Origin of the sequence: Amycolatopsis sp. NPDC047767 (assembly GCF_040704195.1) — a bacterium.
Lineage (GTDB): Bacteria > Actinomycetota > Actinomycetes > Mycobacteriales > Pseudonocardiaceae > Amycolatopsis.
Map to the genome: position 1 here is coordinate 1 of NZ_JBEYSJ010000001.1, position 21,310 is coordinate 21,310.

A 21,310-nucleotide genomic window follows, 5' to 3' on the forward strand; every position below is an offset into this window, starting at 1 on the left:
TCTAGTTTTCTCAAAGGAAACCCCGACGAGGGGGTTTCATATAAGCTCTACTGGCTTAGTTCACTAGCACACTGTTGAGTTCTCAAGCAACACACCGCAACCCAGCCCACCCAGCAGGCAAACCAGATCACCGCGTTGTTTCAAGCTTTTTGGTCGAGCATGCCGATGCCTGCAAGGTAACTCGCAGAGAGTCGGCGGCCGCTCGTGGGCCGACGCTGAACATTACCTGGTCCGTTTCGCGGTGTCAACCCGCTCGGCCCTGGCGCCCCGTTCCCTTGGGGCTTTCGGCCCCGCCGGCCCGGTGTTCCTGGCGACGAAGAGAAGATTACATGCCCCGCAACGGCCCGAAAACAGGGGGGTCACTTAACGACATTGCCGCAGGTCAGGGGCCGATTCGACCCCGCGCGACGGTCACCGACCGCAACGGCTCGCCGGCCCGGAACGCGAACCGGCTCCCCCACCCGCCGCGAAGGCAGGGCGAGGGAGCCGGATTCGAACGGTCCGCGGGGTCAGAGGACCGGCAGCAGGGTCCTCAGCTCGTACGGCGTCACCGCACTCCGGTAGTTGTCCCACTCGGCGTGCTTGTTCCGGAGGAAGAAGTCGTAGACGTGCTCCCCCAGCGCGTCGGGCAGCAGCTCGGAGCGCTCCATCTCCGCGAGCGCCTCCCCGAGGTTCTGCGGCAGCTGCGCGTACCCCGCGGCACGACGCTCCGACTCCGACAGCTGCCAGATGTTGTCCTCCGCGGGCGGCGGCAGCTCGTAGCCCTTTTCGATCCCCTTGAGGCCGGCGGCGAGGATCACCGAGTACGCCAGGTACGGGTTGCACGCCGAATCCAGCGTGCGGATCTCCACCCGCCGCGACGACGCCTTGCCGGGCGAGTACATCGGCACGCGCACCAACGCCGAGCGATTGGCCCGGCCCCACGACACCGTCGTCGGCGCTTCACTGCCGCTGATCAGGCGTTTGTACGAGTTCACCCACTGGTTGGTGACCGCCGAGATCTCCTTGGCGTGGTGCAGCAGCCCGGCGACGAAGGCCTTCCCCGTCGCGGACAGCTCGTACGGGTCCTCCGCGTCGTAGAACGCGTTGCGGTCGCCCTCGAACAGGCTCACGTGGGTGTGCATCCCCGAGCCGGGCTGGTCCGTGAACGGCTTCGGCATGAACGTCGCGCGCACGCCCTGCGTCAGCGCGACCTCCTTGACGACGTACCGGAACGTCATCACGTTGTCGGCCATGGTGAGGGCGTCGGCGTACCGCAGGTCGATCTCCTGCTGGCCCGGCGCTCCCTCATGGTGGCTGAACTCGACGGAGATGCCCATCGCCTCGAGCGTCTCGATGGCGTGGCGGCGGAAGTGCGTGGCCGTGGCGTGGCTGGCCTGGTCGAAGTACCCGCCGTTGTCGGCCGGCTCGGGTTCGCTGCCGTCGTCGGGCAGGGTGGCGAGGAGGAAGAACTCGATCTCCGGGTGCACATAGCACGTGAAGCCCGCTTCGCCGGCCTTCGAGAGCTGGCGACGCAGCACGTGCCGCGGGTCGGCCCACGAGGGCGAGCCGTCGGGCATCGCGATGTCGCAGAACATGCGCGCGGAGTACGGGCCGCCGTCCGGTGTCTCCCACGGGAGCACCTGGAACGTCGACGGGTCCGGCTTCGCGACCATGTCCGACTCGTAGACGCGGGCGAAGCCCTCGATGGCGGAGCCGTCGAAGCCGATCCCCTCGCTGAACGCGCCCTCGAGCTCGGCCGGCGCGACCGCGACGGACTTGAGGAACCCCAGCACATCGGTGAACCAGAGCCGGACGAAACGGATGTCGCGCTCTTCCAACGTCCGGAGCACGAATTCCTGCTGGCGATCCATGGCCGCACCCTAACGACGGCGTGTTAACGACATGTTTCGCGACGCGCCGGAAGTGTCCACAATGCGCGAACTCACCTCAGGCCACGAACGTGAGCTCGCGTTTCCCGGATCGGGTGATCGACACCGACGCGATCGAGGCGATCACCGCGAGGCCCGCCGCCACGTACCAGGCCAGGGCGTAGTCGCCCAGCTGGTCGCGCACGGCTCCGGCCGCCGACGCCGCGAACGCGGCGCCCAGCTGGTGGCACGCGAAGACCCAGCCGAACACGATCGGGCCGGCCTCGCCGAAGGAGCGGATGCAGAGCGCGACCGTCGGCGGGACCGTGGCGACCCAGTCGAGACCGTAGAAAAGGATGAACGCCCACATGCTGGGCTGCACGGAGTCGGTGAACAGCTGCGGCAGCAACGCGAGCGAGAGCCCCCGCAGGGCGTAGTACACGCCGAGCAGGATGCGCGGGTCGACCCGGTCGGTGAGCCAGCCCGACACGACGGTCCCCACCACGTCGAACACGCCGACGAGCGCGAGCAGGTTCGCCGCGGTGGTCTGCGGCATGCCGTGGTCGTGCGCGGCCGGCACGAAGTGGGTGCCGACCAGGCCGTTCGTGGTCGCCCCGCAGATCGCGAAGCCGATGGCCAGCAGCCAGAACGAGCGGGAGCGCATGGCCTGGAACAGCACGCGGATCGCCCGGCCCGCCGAGCCGCGTTTGACGTCCGGGTGGGCCACCTCCGTGCCCTCGGGCGCGCCGAACGCGACCGCCCCGAGGTCGGCCGGGTGGTCGCGCACCACGAGCAGCACGACGGGGACCACCGCGAGCGCCGCGATGGCGATGACCAGCGACGCCGTGCGCCAGCCGTCGTTCACGGCCAGCGTGGCGACCACGGGCAGGAACACGAGCTGACCCGTCGAGCCGGCCGCGGTGAGGATGCCGGTCACGGCGCCGCGGTGGCGCACGAACCAGCGCGTGGTGACGGTCGCGGCGAAGCTCATGGCCATCGAGCCCGTGCCGGCGCCGACGAGCACGCCCCAGCACAGGATGAGCTCCCAGCTCGTGCTCATGAACACCGTGCCGCCCGCACCGAGCGCGACCACGAACAAGGCGGTCGCGGCAACACGCCGGATACCGAAACGTTCCATGAGCGCCGCGGCGAAGGGGGCGAAGAGGCCGTAAAGCACGAGGTTGACGGAAACCGCCAGGCCGATGGTCGCGCGGGACCAGCCGAACTCCTCGTGCAGCGGGTCGATCAGCACGCTCGGCGCGGCCCGGAACCCGGCCGCGGCCAGCAGGGCGATGAACGCGGCCGCGGCCACGAACCAGGCTCGGTGGACGCGGGGCGCGGTGCGGGTCTCGACGGTCACGGGTGATGAGTCTGATTCGTCTTCGGCGTCCTCGACAGTGGCTTGAAGGACACCGTCCGAAAGGATCGGGCCACGGGTAGTCTCACCGCCATGCGCTGCCGACGCTTCCTGCCGGCGCTGCTGCTCCTCGGACTCGTCGGCGGGTGCACAGCGCCCTCGCTGCCCCCGGCCGGTGACCTGCTCGGCGCGGCCGGAGCGAACTTCGCCGGCGTGCGCAGCCTGCACTTTTCCGTGGTCGTGAACGGCGTACTGCCCGGCCTGCCCTTGAGCACCGTCGACGGCGACGCGACGCTCGACGACGGCGGCCACGCGGCCGGCACCGCCGAGCTGGAGAACGCGACGAGCGACCGGAAGCTCTCCTTCGTCCTCGACGGGACCCACGCCACCACGCACGACAGCACCGGCGCGACCTGGTCGGGCCCGGCGACGTTCACCGTCGGAGACTTCCTCGGCCCCGACGGCGGCCTGGCGCGGATGCTCAGCTCACTCGGCAACCCGCAGACCGAGACGCGCGAGCCCGTGCACGGCCTCGACACCTACCGCGTCGGCGGGGTACTGCCCGCGAAGGTGGCGACGCGGCTGCTCCCCCAGATTCACTCGGACGTGAACGTGAAGGTGTGGGTCACGGCCGCCGAGCCGCGGCGGTTCGCCCGGTTCTGGCTGCAGGTCCCGCCCCCGACGGAGAAGGACAGCCCGGTGATGTTCGAGGTCACGCTCTCGAACGAGAACCAGCCCGTGCCGACTCCGCTCGGCTGACTCAGCTACCCGCGCAACGCGTCCCGTCGGCCGGCACCGTGCCGTCGACGAGGTACGCGATGCCCGCCTTGTCCACGCACGCGTTGCCCTGCAGGAACGCCGTGTGCTGCGTGCCCTCGAAGGTGAGCAACGCGCCCTTCAGCGCCTTCGCGAGGTTCACGCCTGCCTGGTAGGGCGTGGCCGGGTCGTTGGTCGTGGAGATGGTGAGCGTCTTCGGCAGTCCTTCGACCTGCGGTTCGTGCGGCGTCATGGTGTTCGGCACCGGCCAGAAGGCGCAGGCGTCACGCGCGGAGCTGGCCGGGCGGCCGTCGTCGAGGAACGGCGCCACCTGCTCGTACTTCTGCTGCGCGTCGAGGATCGCCTTCGGGTCGGTGACGCGCGGGTCGTCGACGCAGCGAATGGCGGTGAAGGCGTCCTGTGTGGTGCCGTAGCGGCCGTCGGGGCCGCGCTCGTTGTAGATGTCGGCGAGCTGCTCGAGCGTGGCGCCGCGCTGGTTGCGCAGCTCGTTGAGGCCCGTGTTGAGGTACTCCCAGAGGTTCTGCTGGTAGAGCGCCTGGATGGCGCCGGTGGTGGCGTCCTCGTACGACAGCTTGCGGCCGTCGCCCACCGGCACCGGGAAGTCGATCAGCGGGCGGGTGAGGTCCTGGAACGCCTTCGTCGCCCCGGCCGGGTTGGTGCCGAGTGCGCAGTCCTGCCGAGCGGCACACCACTTCGCGAACTCGCCGAACGCGACGCCGAAGCCCTGGCCCTGCGCGACGAGCGAGTCTTCCGGGTCCTGCGTCGGGTCGACGGCGCCGTCGAGGACGAGCGCGCGGACGTTGCGCGGGAAGTCCTCGGCGTAGGTCGAGCCGAGGAGGGTGCCGTAGGAGTAGCCCAGGTAGGTCAGCTTCTCGTCGCCGAGCACGGACCGCAGCACGTCCAGGTCCTTGGCGACGTCGCGGGTGCCGACGTGTTCGAGCATGTCGTCGCCGAGTTTCGTGCGCTGGGCGCACTTCGCGGCGAAGTCCTTTTCCTGCGTCTCCTGCTTCGTGACGCCGGCGGGCGTGCCGTCGGTTTCACTGTCGTCGGCGCGGTCCGCGTCGCGTTCGCTGTCGGTGAGGCAGCGGATCTGCGGTTCGCTCGCGCCGATGCCGCGCGGGTCGAAGCCGACGAGGTCGAAGCGTTTGCCGAGGTCGTTGTTCTTGACCTGGTCGATCAAACCGGCGGCGGCGACCATGCCGGACGCGCCGGGACCGCCCGGGTTGACCACCAGCGAGCCGATGCGGTCGTCCGGTTCGCTCGCTTTGTGCCGCAGGACGCCGAGCGTGATGGTCTGTCCGTCCGGTTTGTCATAGTCCAGCGGCACGGTCAGCCGAGCGCACTGGATATCCGACCGACGGAAGGCGGTCTGCGCGTCGTCCGAGGTCGCGTAGGGTGCGCAGTCGGCCCAGGTCATGCTCTGGCCGTAGAAGCGCGCGAGCCCCGTGGGCACCGGCCCGACGGGCGGGTGCGATTCGGTCGTCGGCGAGGGCACGGTCTGGCCGGTGTTCGACGAGCACGCGACGAGCGTGCCGCCGAGCAGGCCGGCCACCGCGAGAGCGGCGATCCGGAGGGCGCGAGAGCTGGCGCTGGCATGGGGAGGCACGGTTTGATCGTGCCATCCGGCGGCGGAACTCCGACGCACCACCGGCGCGTTGGGTAATTCGAGGTGGCGGTCGGAGACACGAGCAAGACAGGACGGGAGACCAGGGGTGGCACTGATCAGCCGGGTGGGCAAGCGGCTCCGCCGGATCATCCAGCGGCCGGGCAGCGTCGAGCTGACCCGCTACGAAGCGCTGCTGCCCGCAGTCGCGAAGCTCGAACCCGAGCTCGAGAAGCTCTCGGACGCCGAGCTCACCGAACGTGCCGAAAAGCTGCGTGAGGACCTCGGCGGCGCGAAGGTGTTCAACGACGACCAGCTGGTGGAGACCTGCGCCCTCGGCCGGGAGGCCGCCCGGCGCGCGCTCGGTGAGCGCGCGTTCGACGTGCAGATCCTCGGCACGATGGGCCTGCTCACCGGGCACGTGGTGCAGATGGAGACCGGTGAGGGCAAGACGCTCGCCGGTGCGCTGGCGGCCGCCGGGTACGCCCTGCGCGGCAGCCGCGTGCACGTCGTCACCGTCAACGACTACCTCGCCCGACGCGACGCCGAGTGGATGAAGCCCGTCTATGACCTGCTCGCGGTCACCGTCGGCTGGGTCGAGCCCGCGCACTCGCGCGACGAGCGCAAGGACGCCTACGGCAAGCAGGTCACCTACGGCGCCGTCGCCGAAATCGGCTTCGACGTGCTGCGCGACCGGCTCGTGACGAACGTCGACGACCTGGTGCAGCCCGCGCCCGAGGTGGCGATCGTCGACGAAGCCGACTCCGTCCTGGTCGACGAGGCCCGCGTGCCGCTCGTGATGGCCGGCTCGATCGACCACAACGACGCCGACGAAGAGGTCGCCACGGTCGTGCGGCGCCTGCGGCTCGGCCTGCACTACGAGACCGACACCGACGGCCGCAACGCGTGGCTCACCACCGCCGGCGCGTCCGTGGTCGAGAAGTCGCTCGGCGGCATCGACCTCTACGGCGACACGGGTTCCGACCGCCTGGCCGCCGTGAACGTCGCCCTGCACGCCCACGCGCTGCTCACCCGCGACGTCGACTACCTCGTGCGCGACGGCAAGGTGCAGCTCATCAACGCCGCCCGCGGCCGCGTCGCCGAGCTGCAGCGCTGGCCGGACGGCCTGCAGGCCGCTGTCGAGGCGAAGGAGCAGGTGGCGGCCACCGACCGCGGCGAGATCCTCGACTCGATCACGGTGCAGGCGCTGCTCGCGCGCTACCCGTCGGTGGCGGGCATGACCGGTACGGCCGTGGCCGTGGCCGAGCAGCTGCGCGAGTTCTACCGCCTCGAGGTCGCGGTGATCCCGCCGAACACCCCCAACGTCCGCGAGGACCAGCCGGACCGGATCTTCGGGTCGCCGTCGCAGAAGCTGCGCGCGATCGAGGAGGAGATCCGGAAGGTGCACGAGACCGGGCGGCCCATCCTCGTGGGCACCCAGGACGTGGCCGAATCCGAGGAGCTGGCCGACAAGCTCGCGAAGGTCGATCTGCCGTGCGTCGTGCTCAACGCGCGCAACGACGCCGAAGAGGCCGCGATCATCGCCGAGGCCGGCAAGAAGGGCGCGGTCACCGTGTCCACTCAGATGGCCGGCCGCGGTACCGACATCCGCCTCGGCGGCACCGACGGCGCGAGCCGCGAGGAGGTCGCCGAGCTGGGCGGCCTGCACGTGATCGGCACCGCGCGGTACCCGTCGAGCCGGCTCGACGGTCAGCTGCGTGGCCGCTCCGGCCGCCAGGGCGACCCGGGCAGCGCGATCTTCTTCGCGAGCCTCAACGACGACCTGGTCCTCTCCAACGCGCCCGACATCCCCGAGGGCATCGACGCCGACACCGAGACCGGGGAGATCACCGACCCGGCGGCGCTGCGGCAGATCAACCACGCCCAGCGCGTGGCCGAGGGCGTCGACCTGGAGATCCACCGCAACACCTGGCGCTACACGCGGCTGATCGAGCGGCAGCGCACGGAGCTGCTGGAGCACCGTGACAAGGTGCTGCACACGGCGTTCGCGGCCGAGGAGCTGGAGAAGGCGCAGCCGGAGAAGTTCGCCGAGGTGAAGGAGAAGCTCGACGACACCGAGCGGCTCGAGCAGCTTTCGCGCGAGGTCGTGCTGTTCCACCTCGACCAGCTCTGGTCCGACCACCTCGCGTACCTGACCGACGTGCGCGAGAGCATCCACCTGCGGGCGCTGGCCCGGGAGACGCCGCTCGACGAGTTCCACCGCGCGGCGATCCCGGAGTTCCACAAGATCATCCCGGAGTCGGCGGCGCGCGCTTCAAAGACGCTCGAGGAAGCCGAGATCACCGACGACGGCATCGATCTCGCCGACGCCGGCGTGCGGCGGGCGAACACGACGTGGACCTACCTGGTGCACGACAACCCGTTCGACTCGGACTTCGAGCAGACGGTGAAGAAGGTGCGCAGCATGATGCGGATGAAGAAGTCCTGATCTTGTTCTTGAGGAGCCCGGTCACCTGTGTTGGTGGCCGGGCTCCTTTTTTGCCCACACCCGGGCCTCACTGTGCTGATTGGCCCACATTCACTCGGTCCGGAGCGCAGAGCCAGGTCAGAATGACCGCATGCCGCAACTGCGCATCGCCTTGGCCCAGGTCAACCCCACCGTCGGCGACATCGACGGCAACACCGCGCTGACGGTCGAGTGGACCCGCCGAGCCGCCGAGGCCGGCGCCCACGTGGTCGTGTTCCCGGAGATGTCCCAGACGGGTTATCCCGTGGAGGACCTGGCGTTCCGGGCCACTTTCGCGCAGGCGTCGCGCAAGTCCCTCGACGAGCTGGCCCGCCGGCTGGCCGAAGCGGGCTGCGGCGAGGTGCTCACCTACGTCGGCTACCTCGACCACGACGAGGCCGGCCCACGCGACGCGGCCGCCGCGCTGTTCAGCGGCGAAGTCGTGGCGAAGCAGTACAAGCACCATCTGCCCAACTACGGCGTGTTCGACGAGCACCGCTACTTCAAGCCGGGCACGGAGCTGCAGGTTTTGCGGCTGCACGGCATCGACATCGGCATGGTGATCTGCGAGGACATCTGGCAGGACGGCGGCCCGATCTCCGCGCTGGGCAAGGCCGGTGTCGACCTGGTCGTGGCGCCCAACGCGTCGCCCTACGAGCGGTCGAAGGACGAGCAGCGGCTGCCGCTGGTGGCCCGGCGCGCGGCCGAGGCGGGCGCGCCCCTGGTCTATACGAACCTGGTCGGCGGCCAGGACGACCTCGTGTTCGACGGCGACTCGCTCGTGGTGGGCGCCGACGGCAAGCTGCTCGCGCGGGCGCCGCAGTTCGTGGAGCACCTGCTGGTGGTGGACATGGACCTGACGTCGGGTGGCCACGCCGGCGACGGCGCCCTGGCGGGCCTGCACGTCCACCGGCGGGTGCTGAGCGCCGAGCCGCTGCCCGCCTATCCGCCGCTGACGGATCCGGTGCTCAGCGAGCCGCTTTCGGACGAGGCCGAGGTGTGGTCGGCGCTCGTGACCGGGCTGCGCGACTACGTGCACAAGAACGGCTTCTCGTCGGTCACCTTCGGCTTTTCCGGCGGCATCGACTCCGCCGTGTGCGCGGCGCTGGCGGCCGACGCGCTCGGCGGCGACAACGTGTACGGCGTCTCGATGCCGTCGAAGTACTCGTCCTCGCACTCCAAGGACGACGCCGCGGACCTGGCGCGCCGCATCGGCGCGCACTACCGCGTGGAACCGGTCGAGGACATGGTGAAGGTCTACGTCGACCAGCTGGCGCTGACGGGGCTCGCCGAGGAGAACATCCAGGCCCGCACGCGCGGCATGCTCCTCATGGCACTGTCCAACCTGGACGGACACCTCGTGCTCGCCACCGGCAACAAGACCGAGCTGGCCGTGGGCTACTCCACGATCTACGGCGACGCGGTGGGCGGGTTCGCGCCGATCAAGGACGTGTTCAAAACGCACGTCTGGCAGCTCGCGCGCTGGCGCAACGACGAGGCGGCCAAGCGCGGCGAAACCCCGCCGATCCCGGAGAACTCGATCACCAAACCGCCCTCGGCCGAGCTCGCACCCGGTCAGGTGGACACCGACTCACTGCCGGACTACGCGCTGCTCGACGACATCCTCGACGACTACGTGGAGGGCGACCGCGGCTACGCCGACCTCGTCGCCGCCGGATTCGAGCCGGAGACCATCGACCGGGTCGTGCGGATGGTCGACCGCGCGGAGTACAAACGGCGGCAGTACCCGCCGGGCACGAAGATCACCTTCAAGGCGTTCGGGCGCGACCGGCGGCTGCCCATCACCAACGCGTGGCGGGAGCGCAAAGCCTAGAAAAGCGTCGGTTCGTCGGGCAGCGCACCCTCGATGACGAGCATCCGCCGCTTGGTCTCGACGCCACCCGGGGCCGAGAAGCCGCCGTGTTTGCCACCGGCCGCGAGCACGCGGTGACACGGCACGACGATCGGGAACGGGTTGTTGCCCATGGCCTGGCCGACGGCTTGCGCGGCACCGGGCAGGCCCAGCTCGTGGGCGATGTCGCCGTACGTCTTGGTCTTCCCCGGCGGGATGGCGCGGGCGATCTCGTAGGCGCGGCGGTTGAACTCCGGGACGGAGTCGAGGTCGAGCGGGATCTCGCGCAGGTCGTGGTGCGCGCCGGAGAGCAGCGCGGTGATCTTCTCGATCGCATCGGCCGGCTCGGGTGGTGGCACCGCTTCCACCGCGTCGGGGAACCGCCGGGCCAGGAACGCCCGGGTGCTCGCGGGCGAGCTGCCGGGCAGCGCGGTGCCGATGATGACCCCTTCGCGCCAGGCCAGCCCACACGCGCCCAGCGGCGTGTCGAAAACGGTGAATCCGGACCTCATCGGCCCAGGGTACGAGCGACCCCCGACAAAACTCAGCGAACGGGACGCGAGGCGAAGCGCGGCAGGGGCCGGATGACGATGTACGCGACGCCCGAAATCAGCAGCGCGGCCCGCACCCCGAGCTGCACGCGGCTGAACACGCCGGCCAGGTGTCCGGGCCCGAGCAGCGACGCGATGAGGACCAGCGCCCACGTGACGAGCACCAGCGCGAACCCCGCCATCGCCCACTCGCGCCACGGCGGCGGCCACCAGAACATGAGGCTGAACGAGCCCCCCACGAACGCGAGGTTCTCCAGCAGCTGCGCGGCGGTCGTGCCCGGCACCAGTGCGTCGGCGACCAGGACGAGCCCGAAGAACCCGAGCGTGATCGCGGCGACCCGGCCGGTCCAGTGCACCGGCACCAGGCGCAGCAGCGGTGGGCAGGCGAGCAGGAAGGCGAAGCCCGCGACCCCGGTGGTGATCCGGAACAGCGGATCTGCCCGCAGCAACGCTTCGACGGTCTGCTGGGCCGGCGAAACGCCGGTGGGCAGGAAGAATTCGAGCAGCCAGGCGGAATAGACCACCACCCCGAGCCCGACCAGGGCGACCACGGTGAGTCGCGCAGTACGCACGCCCACACATTAAGCGAAGCCGTGCGACGTTGCGCGCGGAGGTGTCACTTTTTCCCTGGTCGCAACGAACCTCAGGCGTGCGGGCGCACGAACGGGAACAGCACCGTCTGCCGGATCGACGCGCCGCTGAGCATCATCAGCAGGCGGTCGACGCCGAGACCCAGCCCGCCCGTGGGCGGCATGCCGTGTTCGAGCGCGAGCAGGAAGTCTTCGTCGAGCTCCATCGCCTCGACGTCGCCGCTCGCGGCGCGCAGCGACTGGGCTTCCAGGCGGCGGCGCTGTTCGATCGGGTCCGTGAGCTCGGTGTACGCGGTGCCGACCTCCGAGCCGAACGCGATGAGGTCCCAGCGTTCGGCCAGCAGCGGGTCGCGGCGGTGCTGGCGGGTCAGCGGCGAGACGTCCGTGGGGTAGTCCGTGTAGAAGGTGGGCAGCACCGTCGAGCCCTCGACGAGGTGCTCGTGGGCCTTGAGCACCAGGTCACCGTGGCCGGCGTCCTCCCCCACCGGCACGCCGGCCGCGCCGCAGAGGCGCCGGAGCGTGGCCACGGAGGTGCCGGAGTCGATCTCCTCGCCCAGTGCGGCCGACACGGCTTCGTGCACGGGGATCACCGGCCAGTCGCCGGAGATGTCGTACTCGGTCACCTGGCCGTCGGCGTCGTGGCGGCGCACGATCTGCGCGCCGAAGGCGGCTTCGGCCGCGTGCTGCACCAGTTCGCGGGTGAGGTTGCGCATCGAGTTGTAGTCGGCGTAGGCCTGGTACGCCTCGAGCATCGTGAACTCGGGGTTGTGCGTGGCGTCGACGCCTTCGTTGCGGAAGTTGCGGTTGAGTTCGAAGACGCGCTCGACGCCGGCGACGCAGAGGCGCTTGAGGTAGAGCTCCGGCGCGATGCGCAGGTACATGCGCATGTCGTAGGCGTTGATGTGCGTGACGAACGGCCGCGCGTTGGCTCCACCGTGGACGGTCTGCAGCATCGGCGTCTCGACCTCGAGGTAGTCGCCCTGGTGCAACCGCTCGCGCACGGCGCGGACCACCGTGGACCGCAGCCGCAGCATGTGCGCGGACTCCGGGTTCACGGCCAGGTCGAGGTAGCGCTGGCGCACGCGCGTCTCGGGGTCGGTGAGGCCCTTTCGCTTGTCCGGCAACGGGTGCAGGCACTTCGCGGTGACCGTCCACTCGTCCACGAGCACGGACAGCTCACCGCGGCGCGACGTGATCACTTCGCCGCTCACGCCCACGTGGTCACCGAGGTCCACGCCGGTGCGCCAGCCCACGAGGTCGAGCACTCCCGCGTCGAGCATCAGCTGCACTTCGCCCGAAAAGTCCTTGATGCGCGCGAAACACAGCCCGCCGAGCGTCCGCAGCGCGAGCACCCGGCCGGCCACGCGCACGCGGTGCCCGGTCCGCGAATCCGCCGGCAGATCGGCGAACTTGCTCACGACGTCGCCCAGCAGGTCTTCGCGGCTGAAGCCGACAGGATAGGGGTCCACGCCGAGATCACGTAGTTTGTCCAGCTTCGCCACGCGCACGCGCACCTGCTCCGGACGCCGCGCGGCCTTCGGGACGACACGAGCGGCGGCGTCCTCGATGCGCCGGACCTCGGCCACGAACTCGTCGCTCACCGTCTCGAGCCGCAGCACGCGCGAGCGGCCCGTGGGGACGAAGCCCTCCAGCGCGCCGGCGACGATGCCGACGCGCGGCAGGCGGCGGGCCGAGGAGTAGCAGAGGAAGCGCGGCTCCCAGTCCGGGCCGTACTTCGCGTTGGACCGGTACAGCGACTCCAGCTGGAAGAACCGTGACGCGAGGCCCAGCACCGACCGCCACAGGCGCAGCACGGGGCCGGCGCCGATGCGCTCGCCCTCGGCGAAGACCGCGCGGAACATGGCGAAGTTGAGGGAGATCCGCTGCGCGCCGAGGTGCTGTGCGGCCGCGACGACCTCGGCGACCATGAACTCGTTCAGGCCGTTTTCCGCGGCTCGGTCGCGGCGCATCAGGTCGAGCGAGAGGCCCCGCCGGCCCCACGGCACGAAGGACAGCAGGCCGCGCAGCTCGCCTTCGCCGTCGTAGGCCTCCACCATCACGCTGCGGGCGTCGCTGGCGTCGCCGAGGCGGCCCAGCGCCATCGAGAAGCCGCGCTCGGACTCGGCGCCGCGCCACTGCTGCGCCCGCGCGAGCAGGCCCTGCATCTCGTCGTCGGGGATCTCGCCGTGCCGGCGGACGCGCGCGGTGTACCCCGCGCGTTCGATCCGCTTCACGGCCTGGCGCACGGACTTGCGCTCGGGCCCGGTCAGGGAGAACTCGCGGACGTCGAGCACGGCTTCGTCGCCGATCTCCAGCGCCCGAAGGCCCGCGGCGGCGTAGGTCTTCGCGCCGCGCTCACTCGCGCCGAGGACGCCGGGAATCCAGCCGTACGAACGGGTTTCGTCGAGCCACGCCCGCACCGCGTCGGGCCACGCGTCGGGGTCGCCGATCGGGTCGGCGCTGGCGACGCTGGTGCCGCCGAGCACCCGGTAGGTGACGGCCGCGCGGCCGTTGGGCGAGAAGACCACACTCTTGTCGCGGCGCGTGGCGAAGTAGCCGAGGGAGTCGTCGTCGCCGAACTCGGCGAGCAGGCGCCGCAGCTCCAGTTCCTCGTCGTCGGTGCGCCGGCGGCGGTGCCGGACGCCGCGGAAGAGGGTGTACAGCGCGCCGGTGGCCACGAAGGTCGCGCCGAGGTCGAGCACGACGTCGATCCACGCCGGGCCCTCGCCGACGCCGATCCTGCGCAGCTGCAGGTTCTCGCCGGTGGCGTGGTTGAGCACCCAGACCAGGCGTTCCCACGAGTCGCCGAGCGTGCCGGGGAACGCCTCGGTGAGCGCCCAGCCGAGCGCGACAACCACGAGCAGGCCGCCGAAGAGCACCGCCAGCCCGTCGCGCCAGGCGCCCGGCGCGAGCCGCGCGGGGAACGCCGGGCGCAGGGCCAGCAGCAGCCAGATCAGCAGCACCGACAGGACGTCGGCGATCGTCAGCACGCCGACCTGCATCGGGATGTGCCGGATCTGGCGCGGGCCGAGGGTGAGCAGGTCGGGTGCCCACAGCAGGACCGCCTGCAACGCCAGCGTGATGGCCAGGCCGGCGAGCTGGAAGAGCAGCAACGTGTAGAGCGCGGCTTTCTTCCGCCGGCGCAGGGCGGCGCCGAGGACGACGAGCAGCAGCACGATCACGAGGCTGGCGCTCGTCGGCACGCTGAGGGCCGAGAAGGCCATGTCGATGCCGTTGAGCAGGCGCCCGCGGGTGCCGCCGGCGATCAGCAGGACCACCGAGAAGACGGCGGCGAGCTGCACGACGGTCGCCACGATGCCGCCCGCCCTGGCCTTCCAGGCCGGGATACGGGTGCGCGTGCTCGCTGGGGTTCCCATCGGTGCCCTTCTCACGTGATCCTCACGACTGGTGCAGAGACGTCAGTGAACAGCGAATGGTTGTCTGAGGACAAACACAGTCATCACCCGGCAGGCTGAGCCGGGATCGTCCTGACGGAGCACACCACGCGCGTGTGAAGCTCATCGCACGACCTTGGGGCGGCCCGGCGGACATGTCAGGCTTTGACGTGTTCTGACTCCACGACCCGGGGACCTCACCGAGGCCTCGAGGGAAGGACGGTCGACGACGATGTCTGCCAACCCGAACGGATCCGACGAGGTGGCCGCCCCGTACGGAACAGGCGCCGCGCCCGCGCAACCCGCGACGACCGGGCGCAAGGTCCGCGTGCACCACCTGCGTGAGCTGAAGGAACGCGGCGAGCCGTGGCCCATGCTCACCGCCTACGACATGTACACCGCGCAGATCTTCGACGAGGCCGGCATCCCGGTGCTGCTCGTCGGCGACTCCGCGGCCAACAACGTGTTCGGCTACGACACCTCGCTGCCGGTGACGGTCGACGAGTTGCTGCCCCTGGTCCGCGCCGTGACGCGGTCGGTGAAGCGGGCGCTCGTCGTGGCCGATCTGCCGTTCGGCTCCTACCAGCTCTCGCCCGAGCAGGCGCTGGCCACGTCCGTGCGGTTCATGAAGGAAGGCCGCGCCCACGCCGTGAAGCTGGAAGGCGGGCGCCGGTTCGCCGCGCACGTCGAGGCGCTGACGTCGGCCGGCATCCCCGTGATGGGACACATCGGATTCACCCCGCAGAGTGAACACAACCTCGGCGGCTACCGGGTGCAGGGGCGCGGTGAAGCGGCGGACGTGCTGCTCGCCGACGCGCTGGCGCTGCAGGAGGCCGGCGCGTTCGCCGTGGTGATGGAGATGGTGCCCGCCGAAGCCGCGAAGCGCGTGACGCACGAGCTGAAGATCCCGACGGTCGGCATCGGCGCCGGGCCCGACTGCGACGCGCAGGTGCTGGTGTGGCAGGACATGGCCGGGCTGCGCCGGGGCAAGGCGCCGCGGTTCGTGAAGCGCTACGCCGAGCTCGCCGACGTGCTGCAGGGCGCGGCCTCGGCCTTCGCCGAGGACGTCCGCCGCGGCGAGTTCCCGGCTCCGGAGCACGCGTTCCACTGAGATTTCCCAGGCCCGGGGCTCACCGGCGGCGAAACCGCTCGGCGAGCTCCGGGTCGTTCTGCCACCAGAGGCCACCCGTCGGGGCCTCACCGGATTCGGCTTCCTCGTCGAGGCGCTCGTCGATCTGCTTCGCGCGCTTCTGGTCGTCGCGGACCCAGCGCACGAACAGCGCGCCGACGAACGGCAGGCCCGCCACGTCGCCGCCGATCCACAGGACGCCGGCACCGATGATCTGGTCGGTGCGCGGATCCGGGCCCCAGCCGGGGTGCGCCGTGGCGTAGTGCGCGGGCGCCAGCAGCGGGCCGAGCCAGAGCACGAGGCCGAGCGCGCCGTCGAAGACGACTTCCGTGAACGAGATCCACACGGACACGAGGTGTGAGCCGCCGCGCGGGGTCGGGTCGAGCGCCACGCGGCTGTAGAAGTAGAGGAACCCGGCGGCGATGAGGAACACCCGCACCAGGCCGCCGACCACGGGGTAGTCGAGCGCCAGGCCGTAGAGCGGCGTCAGGTAGATGATCACGAAGGGCGCGATCAGCACGACCGTGACGGTGAGCGGGAACGTCAGGAACTTCGCGAACGCGCTGCGGCCGTGGTGGCGCAACCACGCCGCCAGCCCGGGCGGCGCGGCGCTCATGAGCAGCGTGATCGGCGCGCCGAGGGCCAGCAGCAGCGGCGTGACCATCAGCAGCACAGTGTTCTGCGTGGCACGGATCCAGAACAGCGTGGTGTCGTAGACGCCGAGGAACGAGCACGTGACGAGGACGATCGTGGCGAGGCCGGCGAGGAACGCCGTGGTCCGGCCGGGTGCCCAGGTCTCCTGCTTCCGCGCGGCGACGACGTAGGCCGCGCCGAGGGCGAGCACGACGACCACGGCCGGGACGTCGAGTGTCCAGGCCGTGAAGAGCGTGGTGCCGGTCAGCGGGGTTTCGATAGCGCCAGTGTCCCCTTCCGGAAATCGGGCCGGGACACCGCCCTCAGAAACTGAAGACGAGCAGGCTGGCGATTCCGGCGAGGACGCAGTAGATGGCGAACGGCGTCAAGGTGCGCGTTTCGAAGTATTTCGTGAGAAAACGGACAGAAATGTAGGACGCGATACCGGCCACCAGACTTCCGGCGAGCGCCGGGCCGAGCGACGGGCTGTTCTCCGGCGTGAACAACGACGGGAGTTTCAGCACGCCCGCGGCGAGGATCACCGGGGTGGCCAGCAGCCACGCGAAGCGGGCCGAATCCTGGTGGCCGAGGCCGCGGCGCAGGCCCGCGACCATCGTGATGCCGGAGCGGCTGATGCCCGGCAGGAGCGCGAGAACCTGAGCCGAGCCGATGAGCACGGCCTCCTTCACGCTGAGCTTGGAGAGGCGGGCGTCGGTGGCTTCCTCGACCGTGATCGCGCGCATGACGAGGGTGTCTTCGGCGCTGAAGTCGACGGTGTCTTCCGTTGTCCTGCCGGAGATCCCGGTCTTCGGCGCGGCGCGGGAGAAGCGTTCGGCCGCGTAGAGCACGCCGCCGTTGAGGATGAGGAAGATGGCCGACGGCACGGGCTTGCCGAGGAAGTCGCGCAGCAGGCTTTCCAGCAGCAGACCGGCGATGCCGACGGGGATCGTCGCGAGGATCAGCAGCCACGCCAGGCGCTGGTCGGCCGTGCGGACCTCGCGGTGGCGGATCGAGGAGATCAGGCCGCCGATGATGCGCACCCAGTCGCGCCAGAAGAACAGCACGAGGGCGAGCGCCGTGGCCACGTGCATCGCCACGAGCACCGCGAGATAAGGCGAATCCTCACCGATGCTCAGATCACGCTGCCAAGATCCGCCGATCACCGCGGGCAACAGGATGCTGTGCCCGAGGCTGGACACGGGAAACAATTCCGACACGCCTTGCAGCGCGCCGACGACGATCGACTCGACATACGTGACCGCGGACATTCTCGAGCCTTTCTCGCGTCGGTTCGGCCTTTCCTCGCGCAAGCTACCCACTACCGGGTAAACGCGGGGCAAGGGGGCGAAAGAACCTCCTCAGCCGGCCTGTGCTTGTTCACATCCATGAACACGAATCATGTCCTTGACTGGTGTTCGGGCCGTGGCTTAGCGTGGTCCCCACCACGAAGGTGTGAACCTCAGCCGAGCGAGGAGGACGGGATGCCGGAAGCAGCCGGAGCTTCACGCGCTTCCCGTGCGACCCGCCGCCCGAGGTCCGCACCCCGGTGAAGGAAATCGCGACGCGGCCACGTCTCCCGTGAGCCACCGACGCGACACGGACGGGGGCCCGCTCAGCCCGGCGGCGGGGGCGGGCCTCCACCTTCTCTCTCGATGCAGGTGCCGCTGAGCTCAGCGAGACGCCGGCGGCACGCGCGACAGTGCAAGCGGCCTCGCTGCGAACCCGGACCGCGACCGTTTCGCCCGACGTCGGAGGAAAGCGGTCCCGACTCCCGCGTGACGCACTACACAGCCGCATTTTCGGCGGCGGCCGCGCACGGAGGCGAAACCGGCGTCCGCGCGCACCAGGCCGGCCGACACCCGGACGGCTCGCGGCCTTTCGGCTGAACGGCGCGGCGACTCCCGCGCGACGGTCGCCGGTCCGGCAGAGTGATCGGTATGGACGACCTCTACCCGCCGCTGCAGCCGTTGGCCGATGGGATGCTCGACGTGGGCGACGGGCACTGGATCTACTGCCAGGAGGCGGGGAACCCGCAGGGCAAGCCGGTGGTGGTGCTGCACGGGGGGCCCGGGAGCGGGATCGCGCCGATGGCGCGCCGGCATTTCGACCCCGCCGCGTACCGGATCATCCTGTTCGACCAGCGTGGGGCGGGGCGGAGCACGCCGAGCGTCGCGGATCCGGACGTGGACCTCAGCACGAACACGTTGTGGCACCTCGTCGCAGACATGGAGCTGCTGCGGGAGCGGCTGAACATCCGGCGCTGGCAGGTGTTCGGCGGGTCGTGGGGGTCGACGCTCGCGCTGGCGTACGCGCAGACCTACCCCGATCAGGTGACGGAGCTGGTGCTGCGCGGGATCTTCACGGCACGGCAGCGCGAGCTCGACTGGATCTACCGCGGCGGCGCGGCGAACCTCTTCCCGGCCGAATGGGAGGACTTCCTGGCGCCGCTGCCCGAAGAGCACCACAAGGATCCGCTCGCCGGGTACGCCGAGCTGCTCGACGACCCCGACCGCGGCGTGCGGGAGCGGGCTGCGATCGCGTGGAGCGTCTGGGAAGGCGCGACGGTGGCGCTCATGCCGCAGCAGGCGTTCCTGAACCGGTACGCCGACCCGTCGTTCGCGCTGACGTTCGCGCGGCTGGCGGTGCACTACTTCAGCCACGACGCCTGGCTCGAGGACGGGCAGCTGATCCGCGACGCCGGCAAGCTCGCCGGCGTGCCGGGCGTGCTCGTTCAGGGCCGCTACGACGCCGTCTGCCCGCCGATCACCGCGTACGAGCTCCACCACGCGTGGCCCGGCTCGATCCTGCGCATCACCGAAGGCGCGGGGCACGCCGTGAACGACCCGGGCACCCTGGCCGCACTGCGGCAGGCGACCGACGACTTCCGCTAGACGGCCAGCAGAAGCCGGAAGAGCCCTTCCAACGTCGAGGCCAACGCAGCCTCGTCAGTCGCGTTCAGAGCGGTGCTGCCGATCACCTTGCGCATCAACCAGAAGCCCGAGATCAGCGACAGCGCCACGGCCGCGCGATCAGTCCCGCGCGCGCCGGGGACGACGTCGAGGATGTGTGCCTCGACGTGCTTCTCGATGCCCGCGCGCAGGATCTCGGCGGCGCGCGGGTTGGGCGCCGAGCGCAGCATGAGCAGGAACGGGTCGAGGTTGTCGGCGTCCGGTGACGTCCGGGACACCAGCGAAGCCGCGACGTCGCGCGCGAGCGTGGCCGGGTCGCCGGTCAGCACGGTCCGCTCGGTCATCGACACCTCCACCACCTCGGCGAAGAGCCCTTCCTTCGAGCCGAAGTAGCGGTTCACGAGCATCGCCGTGACGCCGGCGGTCTGCGCGATCTCCCGCACGCCGACGCCGTCGTAGCCGAAGCGCGTGAACGCCTCGACGCCCGCGCGCAGGATCGCTTCCCGGGTCGCGGCGGCGTCGCGACGACGTGGTGCAGTCATGTATACGAGTGTAGACTAAAACTAAATCTACACCCGTAGACCTGAACGGAGAACCATGGAACTCAACCTGACCGGCCGCCGCGCACTCGTCACGGGCTCGAGCTCCGGCCTCGGCGAAGCCATCGCGCGGCTGCTCGCGGAAGAGGGCGCCGACGTCGTGGTGCACGGCCGCGACGAAGCCCGGACCCGTGCGGTGGCGGACGAAATCGGCGCGAAAGCCGTGGCGATCGGCGACCTCGCGACCGACGAAGGCGCGGCGAAAGTGGCCGAAGAAGCCGGCGAAGTCGACATCCTCGTGAACAACGCCGGCGCCTACCAGCACTTGAGCTGGGCCGAGGCCGAGCCCGAGGAGTGGGCGCGGACGTACGAGGTCAACGTGGTCTCGTCGGTTCGCATGATCCGGCACCTCGTGCCCGGCATGCGCGAACGCGGCTGGGGCCGCGTGATCCAGATCGGTGGCGGTCTGTCCGGCCAGCCGATGGCGTCGCTCCCCCACTACAACGCGACGCTCGCCGCCCGCCACAACCTCGCGGTTTCCCTTGCGCGGGAGCTGAAAGACACCGGCGTGACGTCCAATGTGGTCGCACCCGGCGCGATCCTCGTGGACTCCGTGCAGAAGCTGCTCACGGACCTCGCGCCGGAGCACGGCTGGGGCGAGACCTGGGACACGATCGAAAACAACGCCGCGCAGGACTTCGTGCCCAACGACATCGGCCGCTTCGGCCGGCCCGAGGAGATCGCGGGCGCCGTGGCGTACCTGGCGAGCCCGTACGGCGACTACGTCAGCGGGGCCACCCTCCGCGTGGACGGTGGCACCATCCGCTCCGTGATCTAGGAACCCCTAGATCCGGCCACCCGAAGAACTGTCACCGCCGGAGAGCTTCTGCGCGAAGTACACCGGCACCGTCGAGACGATGATCAGCACCGCCGCCACCACGTTGACCACCGGGGCCTGGTTGGGGCGGAACAGGTTGTCGTAGATCCAGATCGGCAAGGTCTCCATGCCGGTGCCGAGCGTGAACGTCGTCACGATGATCTCGTCGAACGACAGCGCGAACGCCAGCAGACCACCCGCCAGCAGCGCCGAGCGCAGCATCGGGAACGTCACCAGCCGGAACGTGGTTATGCCGTCGGCGCCGAGGTCCATCGACGCTTCCTCGAGGTTGCCGCCCATGCGCCGCAGGCGGGCGACGACGTTGTTGAACACCACGACGATGCAGAAGGTCGCGTGGGCGATGATCGCCGTGAGCAGGCCGAGGTCGATGCCGAGGATCGTGCGGAACGCGTTGTTCAGCGCGATGCCGGTGACGATGCCGGGCAGCGCGATCGGCAGGATGATCAGCAGCGAGATCGAGTCCCGGCCGAAGAACCGGTAGCGCTGCAGGGCGAACGCGGCCATCGTGCCGAGCACGAGCGCGATCGCCGTGGCCGCCACCCCGGCCTCGATGCTGGTCCACAAGGCGTGCAGCGCGCCGGCGTTGGTGACCGCGCGGCCCCACCACTCGAGGGTGAAGCTCTTCGGCGGCCAGCCGAACGTGGTGTCCGAGTTCACGGAGTTGAGCAGCACCACCAGAAGCGGGAAGTAGATCACCGCGAACCCGACCCCGAGTGCCGTCCACAGCACCACCCGGCCGGTCTTCGACATGCGCACGGCG

General features: G+C 70.2%; 16 protein-coding genes. 6 read left to right on the forward strand and 10 right to left on the reverse strand.

All coding sequences use genetic code 11. From position 1 onward, the window contains the following. Positions 1-509 precede the first annotated feature (509 nt). Both glnA and AB0878_RS00010 read right to left on the reverse strand, forming a co-directional pair. Complete coding sequence (glnA, locus tag AB0878_RS00005) at positions 510-1,853, reverse strand: type I glutamate--ammonia ligase (protein WP_366574999.1); 1,344 nt, start codon at positions 1,851-1,853, stop codon at positions 510-512. Between the two features lie 76 nt (positions 1,854-1,929). After that, entirely contained in the window at positions 1,930-3,210 is a 1,281-nt protein-coding gene (locus AB0878_RS00010) for an MFS transporter (RefSeq protein WP_366575001.1), read from the reverse strand. A 90-nt stretch (positions 3,211-3,300) separates the two neighbouring features. On the opposite strand from AB0878_RS00010, the gene AB0878_RS00015 reads away from it, so the two are divergent. After that, positions 3,301-3,966: an LppX_LprAFG lipoprotein gene (locus tag AB0878_RS00015; protein ID WP_366575003.1), complete on the forward strand. Its 666-nt coding sequence runs from the start codon at positions 3,301-3,303 to the stop codon at positions 3,964-3,966. Between the two features lies 1 nt (position 3,967). On the opposite strand, the gene AB0878_RS00020 is transcribed toward AB0878_RS00015, so the two are convergent. Further along, positions 3,968-5,536: an alpha/beta hydrolase gene (locus AB0878_RS00020; RefSeq protein ID WP_366575913.1), complete on the reverse strand. Its 1,569-nt coding sequence runs from the start codon at positions 5,534-5,536 to the stop codon at positions 3,968-3,970. Between the two features lie 160 nt (positions 5,537-5,696). Between AB0878_RS00020 and secA2 the strand changes: the two genes are divergently transcribed. After that, positions 5,697-8,036, forward strand: coding sequence for an accessory Sec system translocase SecA2 (secA2, locus tag AB0878_RS00025; protein ID WP_366575005.1), 2,340 nt, complete (start codon positions 5,697-5,699; stop codon positions 8,034-8,036). Between the two features lie 130 nt (positions 8,037-8,166). After that, complete coding sequence (locus AB0878_RS00030; protein ID WP_366575007.1) at positions 8,167-9,888, forward strand: NAD+ synthase; 1,722 nt, start codon at positions 8,167-8,169, stop codon at positions 9,886-9,888. Here AB0878_RS00030 and AB0878_RS00035 read toward each other — a convergent pair. From AB0878_RS00035 to lysX, 3 genes are all read right to left on the reverse strand, one after another. Next, positions 9,885-10,418 carry a methylated-DNA--[protein]-cysteine S-methyltransferase gene (locus AB0878_RS00035; RefSeq protein ID WP_366575009.1) on the reverse strand — a complete coding sequence of 178 codons (534 nt, stop codon included), beginning with the start codon at positions 10,416-10,418 and terminating at the stop codon, positions 9,885-9,887. The two genes, AB0878_RS00030 and AB0878_RS00035, sit on opposite strands and share 4 nt — an antisense overlap. A 32-nt stretch (positions 10,419-10,450) precedes the next feature. Then, positions 10,451-11,029, reverse strand: a complete 579-nt coding sequence (locus tag AB0878_RS00040) for a hypothetical protein (RefSeq protein ID WP_366575010.1) — start codon at positions 11,027-11,029, stop codon at positions 10,451-10,453. A gap of 71 nt (positions 11,030-11,100) precedes the next feature. After that, on the reverse strand, positions 11,101-14,424 hold the full coding sequence (lysX, locus tag AB0878_RS00045) for a bifunctional lysylphosphatidylglycerol synthetase/lysine--tRNA ligase LysX (RefSeq protein ID WP_366575012.1): 3,324 nt from the start codon (positions 14,422-14,424) through the stop codon (positions 11,101-11,103). 250 nt (positions 14,425-14,674) lie between these two features. Between lysX and panB the strand changes: the two genes are divergently transcribed. Further along, positions 14,675-15,553 (forward strand): 3-methyl-2-oxobutanoate hydroxymethyltransferase, encoded by an 879-nt coding sequence (gene panB / locus AB0878_RS00050; RefSeq protein ID WP_366575014.1) that lies wholly within the window; start codon positions 14,675-14,677, stop codon positions 15,551-15,553. Positions 15,554-15,572: 19 nt separating this feature from the next. Here the strand turns inward: panB and AB0878_RS00055 are convergent, their stop codons facing one another. Further along, positions 15,573-16,415 (reverse strand): cytochrome c oxidase assembly protein, encoded by an 843-nt coding sequence (locus AB0878_RS00055; protein ID WP_366575914.1) that lies wholly within the window; start codon positions 16,413-16,415, stop codon positions 15,573-15,575. A gap of 112 nt (positions 16,416-16,527) precedes the next feature. Beyond that, positions 16,528-17,472 (reverse strand): undecaprenyl-diphosphate phosphatase, encoded by a 945-nt coding sequence (locus AB0878_RS00060; protein WP_366575016.1) that lies wholly within the window; start codon positions 17,470-17,472, stop codon positions 16,528-16,530. 669 nt (positions 17,473-18,141) lie between these two features. Here AB0878_RS00060 and pip point away from each other — a divergent pair. Then, positions 18,142-19,095 (forward strand): prolyl aminopeptidase, encoded by a 954-nt coding sequence (gene pip, locus AB0878_RS00065; protein WP_366575017.1) that lies wholly within the window; start codon positions 18,142-18,144, stop codon positions 19,093-19,095. Here pip and AB0878_RS00070 read toward each other — a convergent pair. Then, positions 19,092-19,655 (reverse strand): TetR/AcrR family transcriptional regulator, encoded by a 564-nt coding sequence (locus tag AB0878_RS00070; protein WP_366575018.1) that lies wholly within the window; start codon positions 19,653-19,655, stop codon positions 19,092-19,094. The two genes, pip and AB0878_RS00070, sit on opposite strands and share 4 nt — an antisense overlap. Positions 19,656-19,710: 55 nt before the next feature. On the opposite strand from AB0878_RS00070, the gene AB0878_RS00075 reads away from it, so the two are divergent. Continuing rightward, positions 19,711-20,490, forward strand: a complete 780-nt coding sequence (locus tag AB0878_RS00075) for an SDR family NAD(P)-dependent oxidoreductase (RefSeq protein WP_366575020.1) — start codon at positions 19,711-19,713, stop codon at positions 20,488-20,490. 6 nt (positions 20,491-20,496) lie between these two features. Here the strand turns inward: AB0878_RS00075 and AB0878_RS00080 are convergent, their stop codons facing one another. Then, complete coding sequence (locus tag AB0878_RS00080) at positions 20,497-21,306, reverse strand: ABC transporter permease (RefSeq protein WP_220246532.1); 810 nt, start codon at positions 21,304-21,306, stop codon at positions 20,497-20,499. Positions 21,307-21,310 lie beyond the last annotated feature (4 nt).

Bases quoted from the DNA above. Each gene is read 5' to 3' on its own strand.
- glnA (WP_366574999.1), bottom strand. From the start codon at position 1,853: ATGGATCGCCAGCAGGAATTCGTGCTCCGGACGTTGGAAGAGCGCGAC.
- AB0878_RS00015 (WP_366575003.1), top strand. From the start codon at position 3,301: ATGCGCTGCCGACGCTTCCTGCCGGCGCTGCTGCTCCTCGGACTCGTC.
- AB0878_RS00030 (WP_366575007.1), top strand. From the start codon at position 8,167: ATGCCGCAACTGCGCATCGCCTTGGCCCAGGTCAACCCCACCGTCGGC.
- AB0878_RS00035 (WP_366575009.1), bottom strand. From the start codon at position 10,418: ATGAGGTCCGGATTCACCGTTTTCGACACGCCGCTGGGCGCGTGTGGG.
- lysX (WP_366575012.1), bottom strand. From the start codon at position 14,424: ATGGGAACCCCAGCGAGCACGCGCACCCGTATCCCGGCCTGGAAGGCC.
- panB (WP_366575014.1), top strand. From the start codon at position 14,675: ATGTCTGCCAACCCGAACGGATCCGACGAGGTGGCCGCCCCGTACGGA.
- AB0878_RS00060 (WP_366575016.1), bottom strand. From the start codon at position 17,472: ATGTCCGCGGTCACGTATGTCGAGTCGATCGTCGTCGGCGCGCTGCAA.
- pip (WP_366575017.1), top strand. From the start codon at position 18,142: ATGGACGACCTCTACCCGCCGCTGCAGCCGTTGGCCGATGGGATGCTC.
- AB0878_RS00070 (WP_366575018.1), bottom strand. From the start codon at position 19,655: ATGACTGCACCACGTCGTCGCGACGCCGCCGCGACCCGGGAAGCGATC.
- AB0878_RS00075 (WP_366575020.1), top strand. From the start codon at position 19,711: ATGGAACTCAACCTGACCGGCCGCCGCGCACTCGTCACGGGCTCGAGC.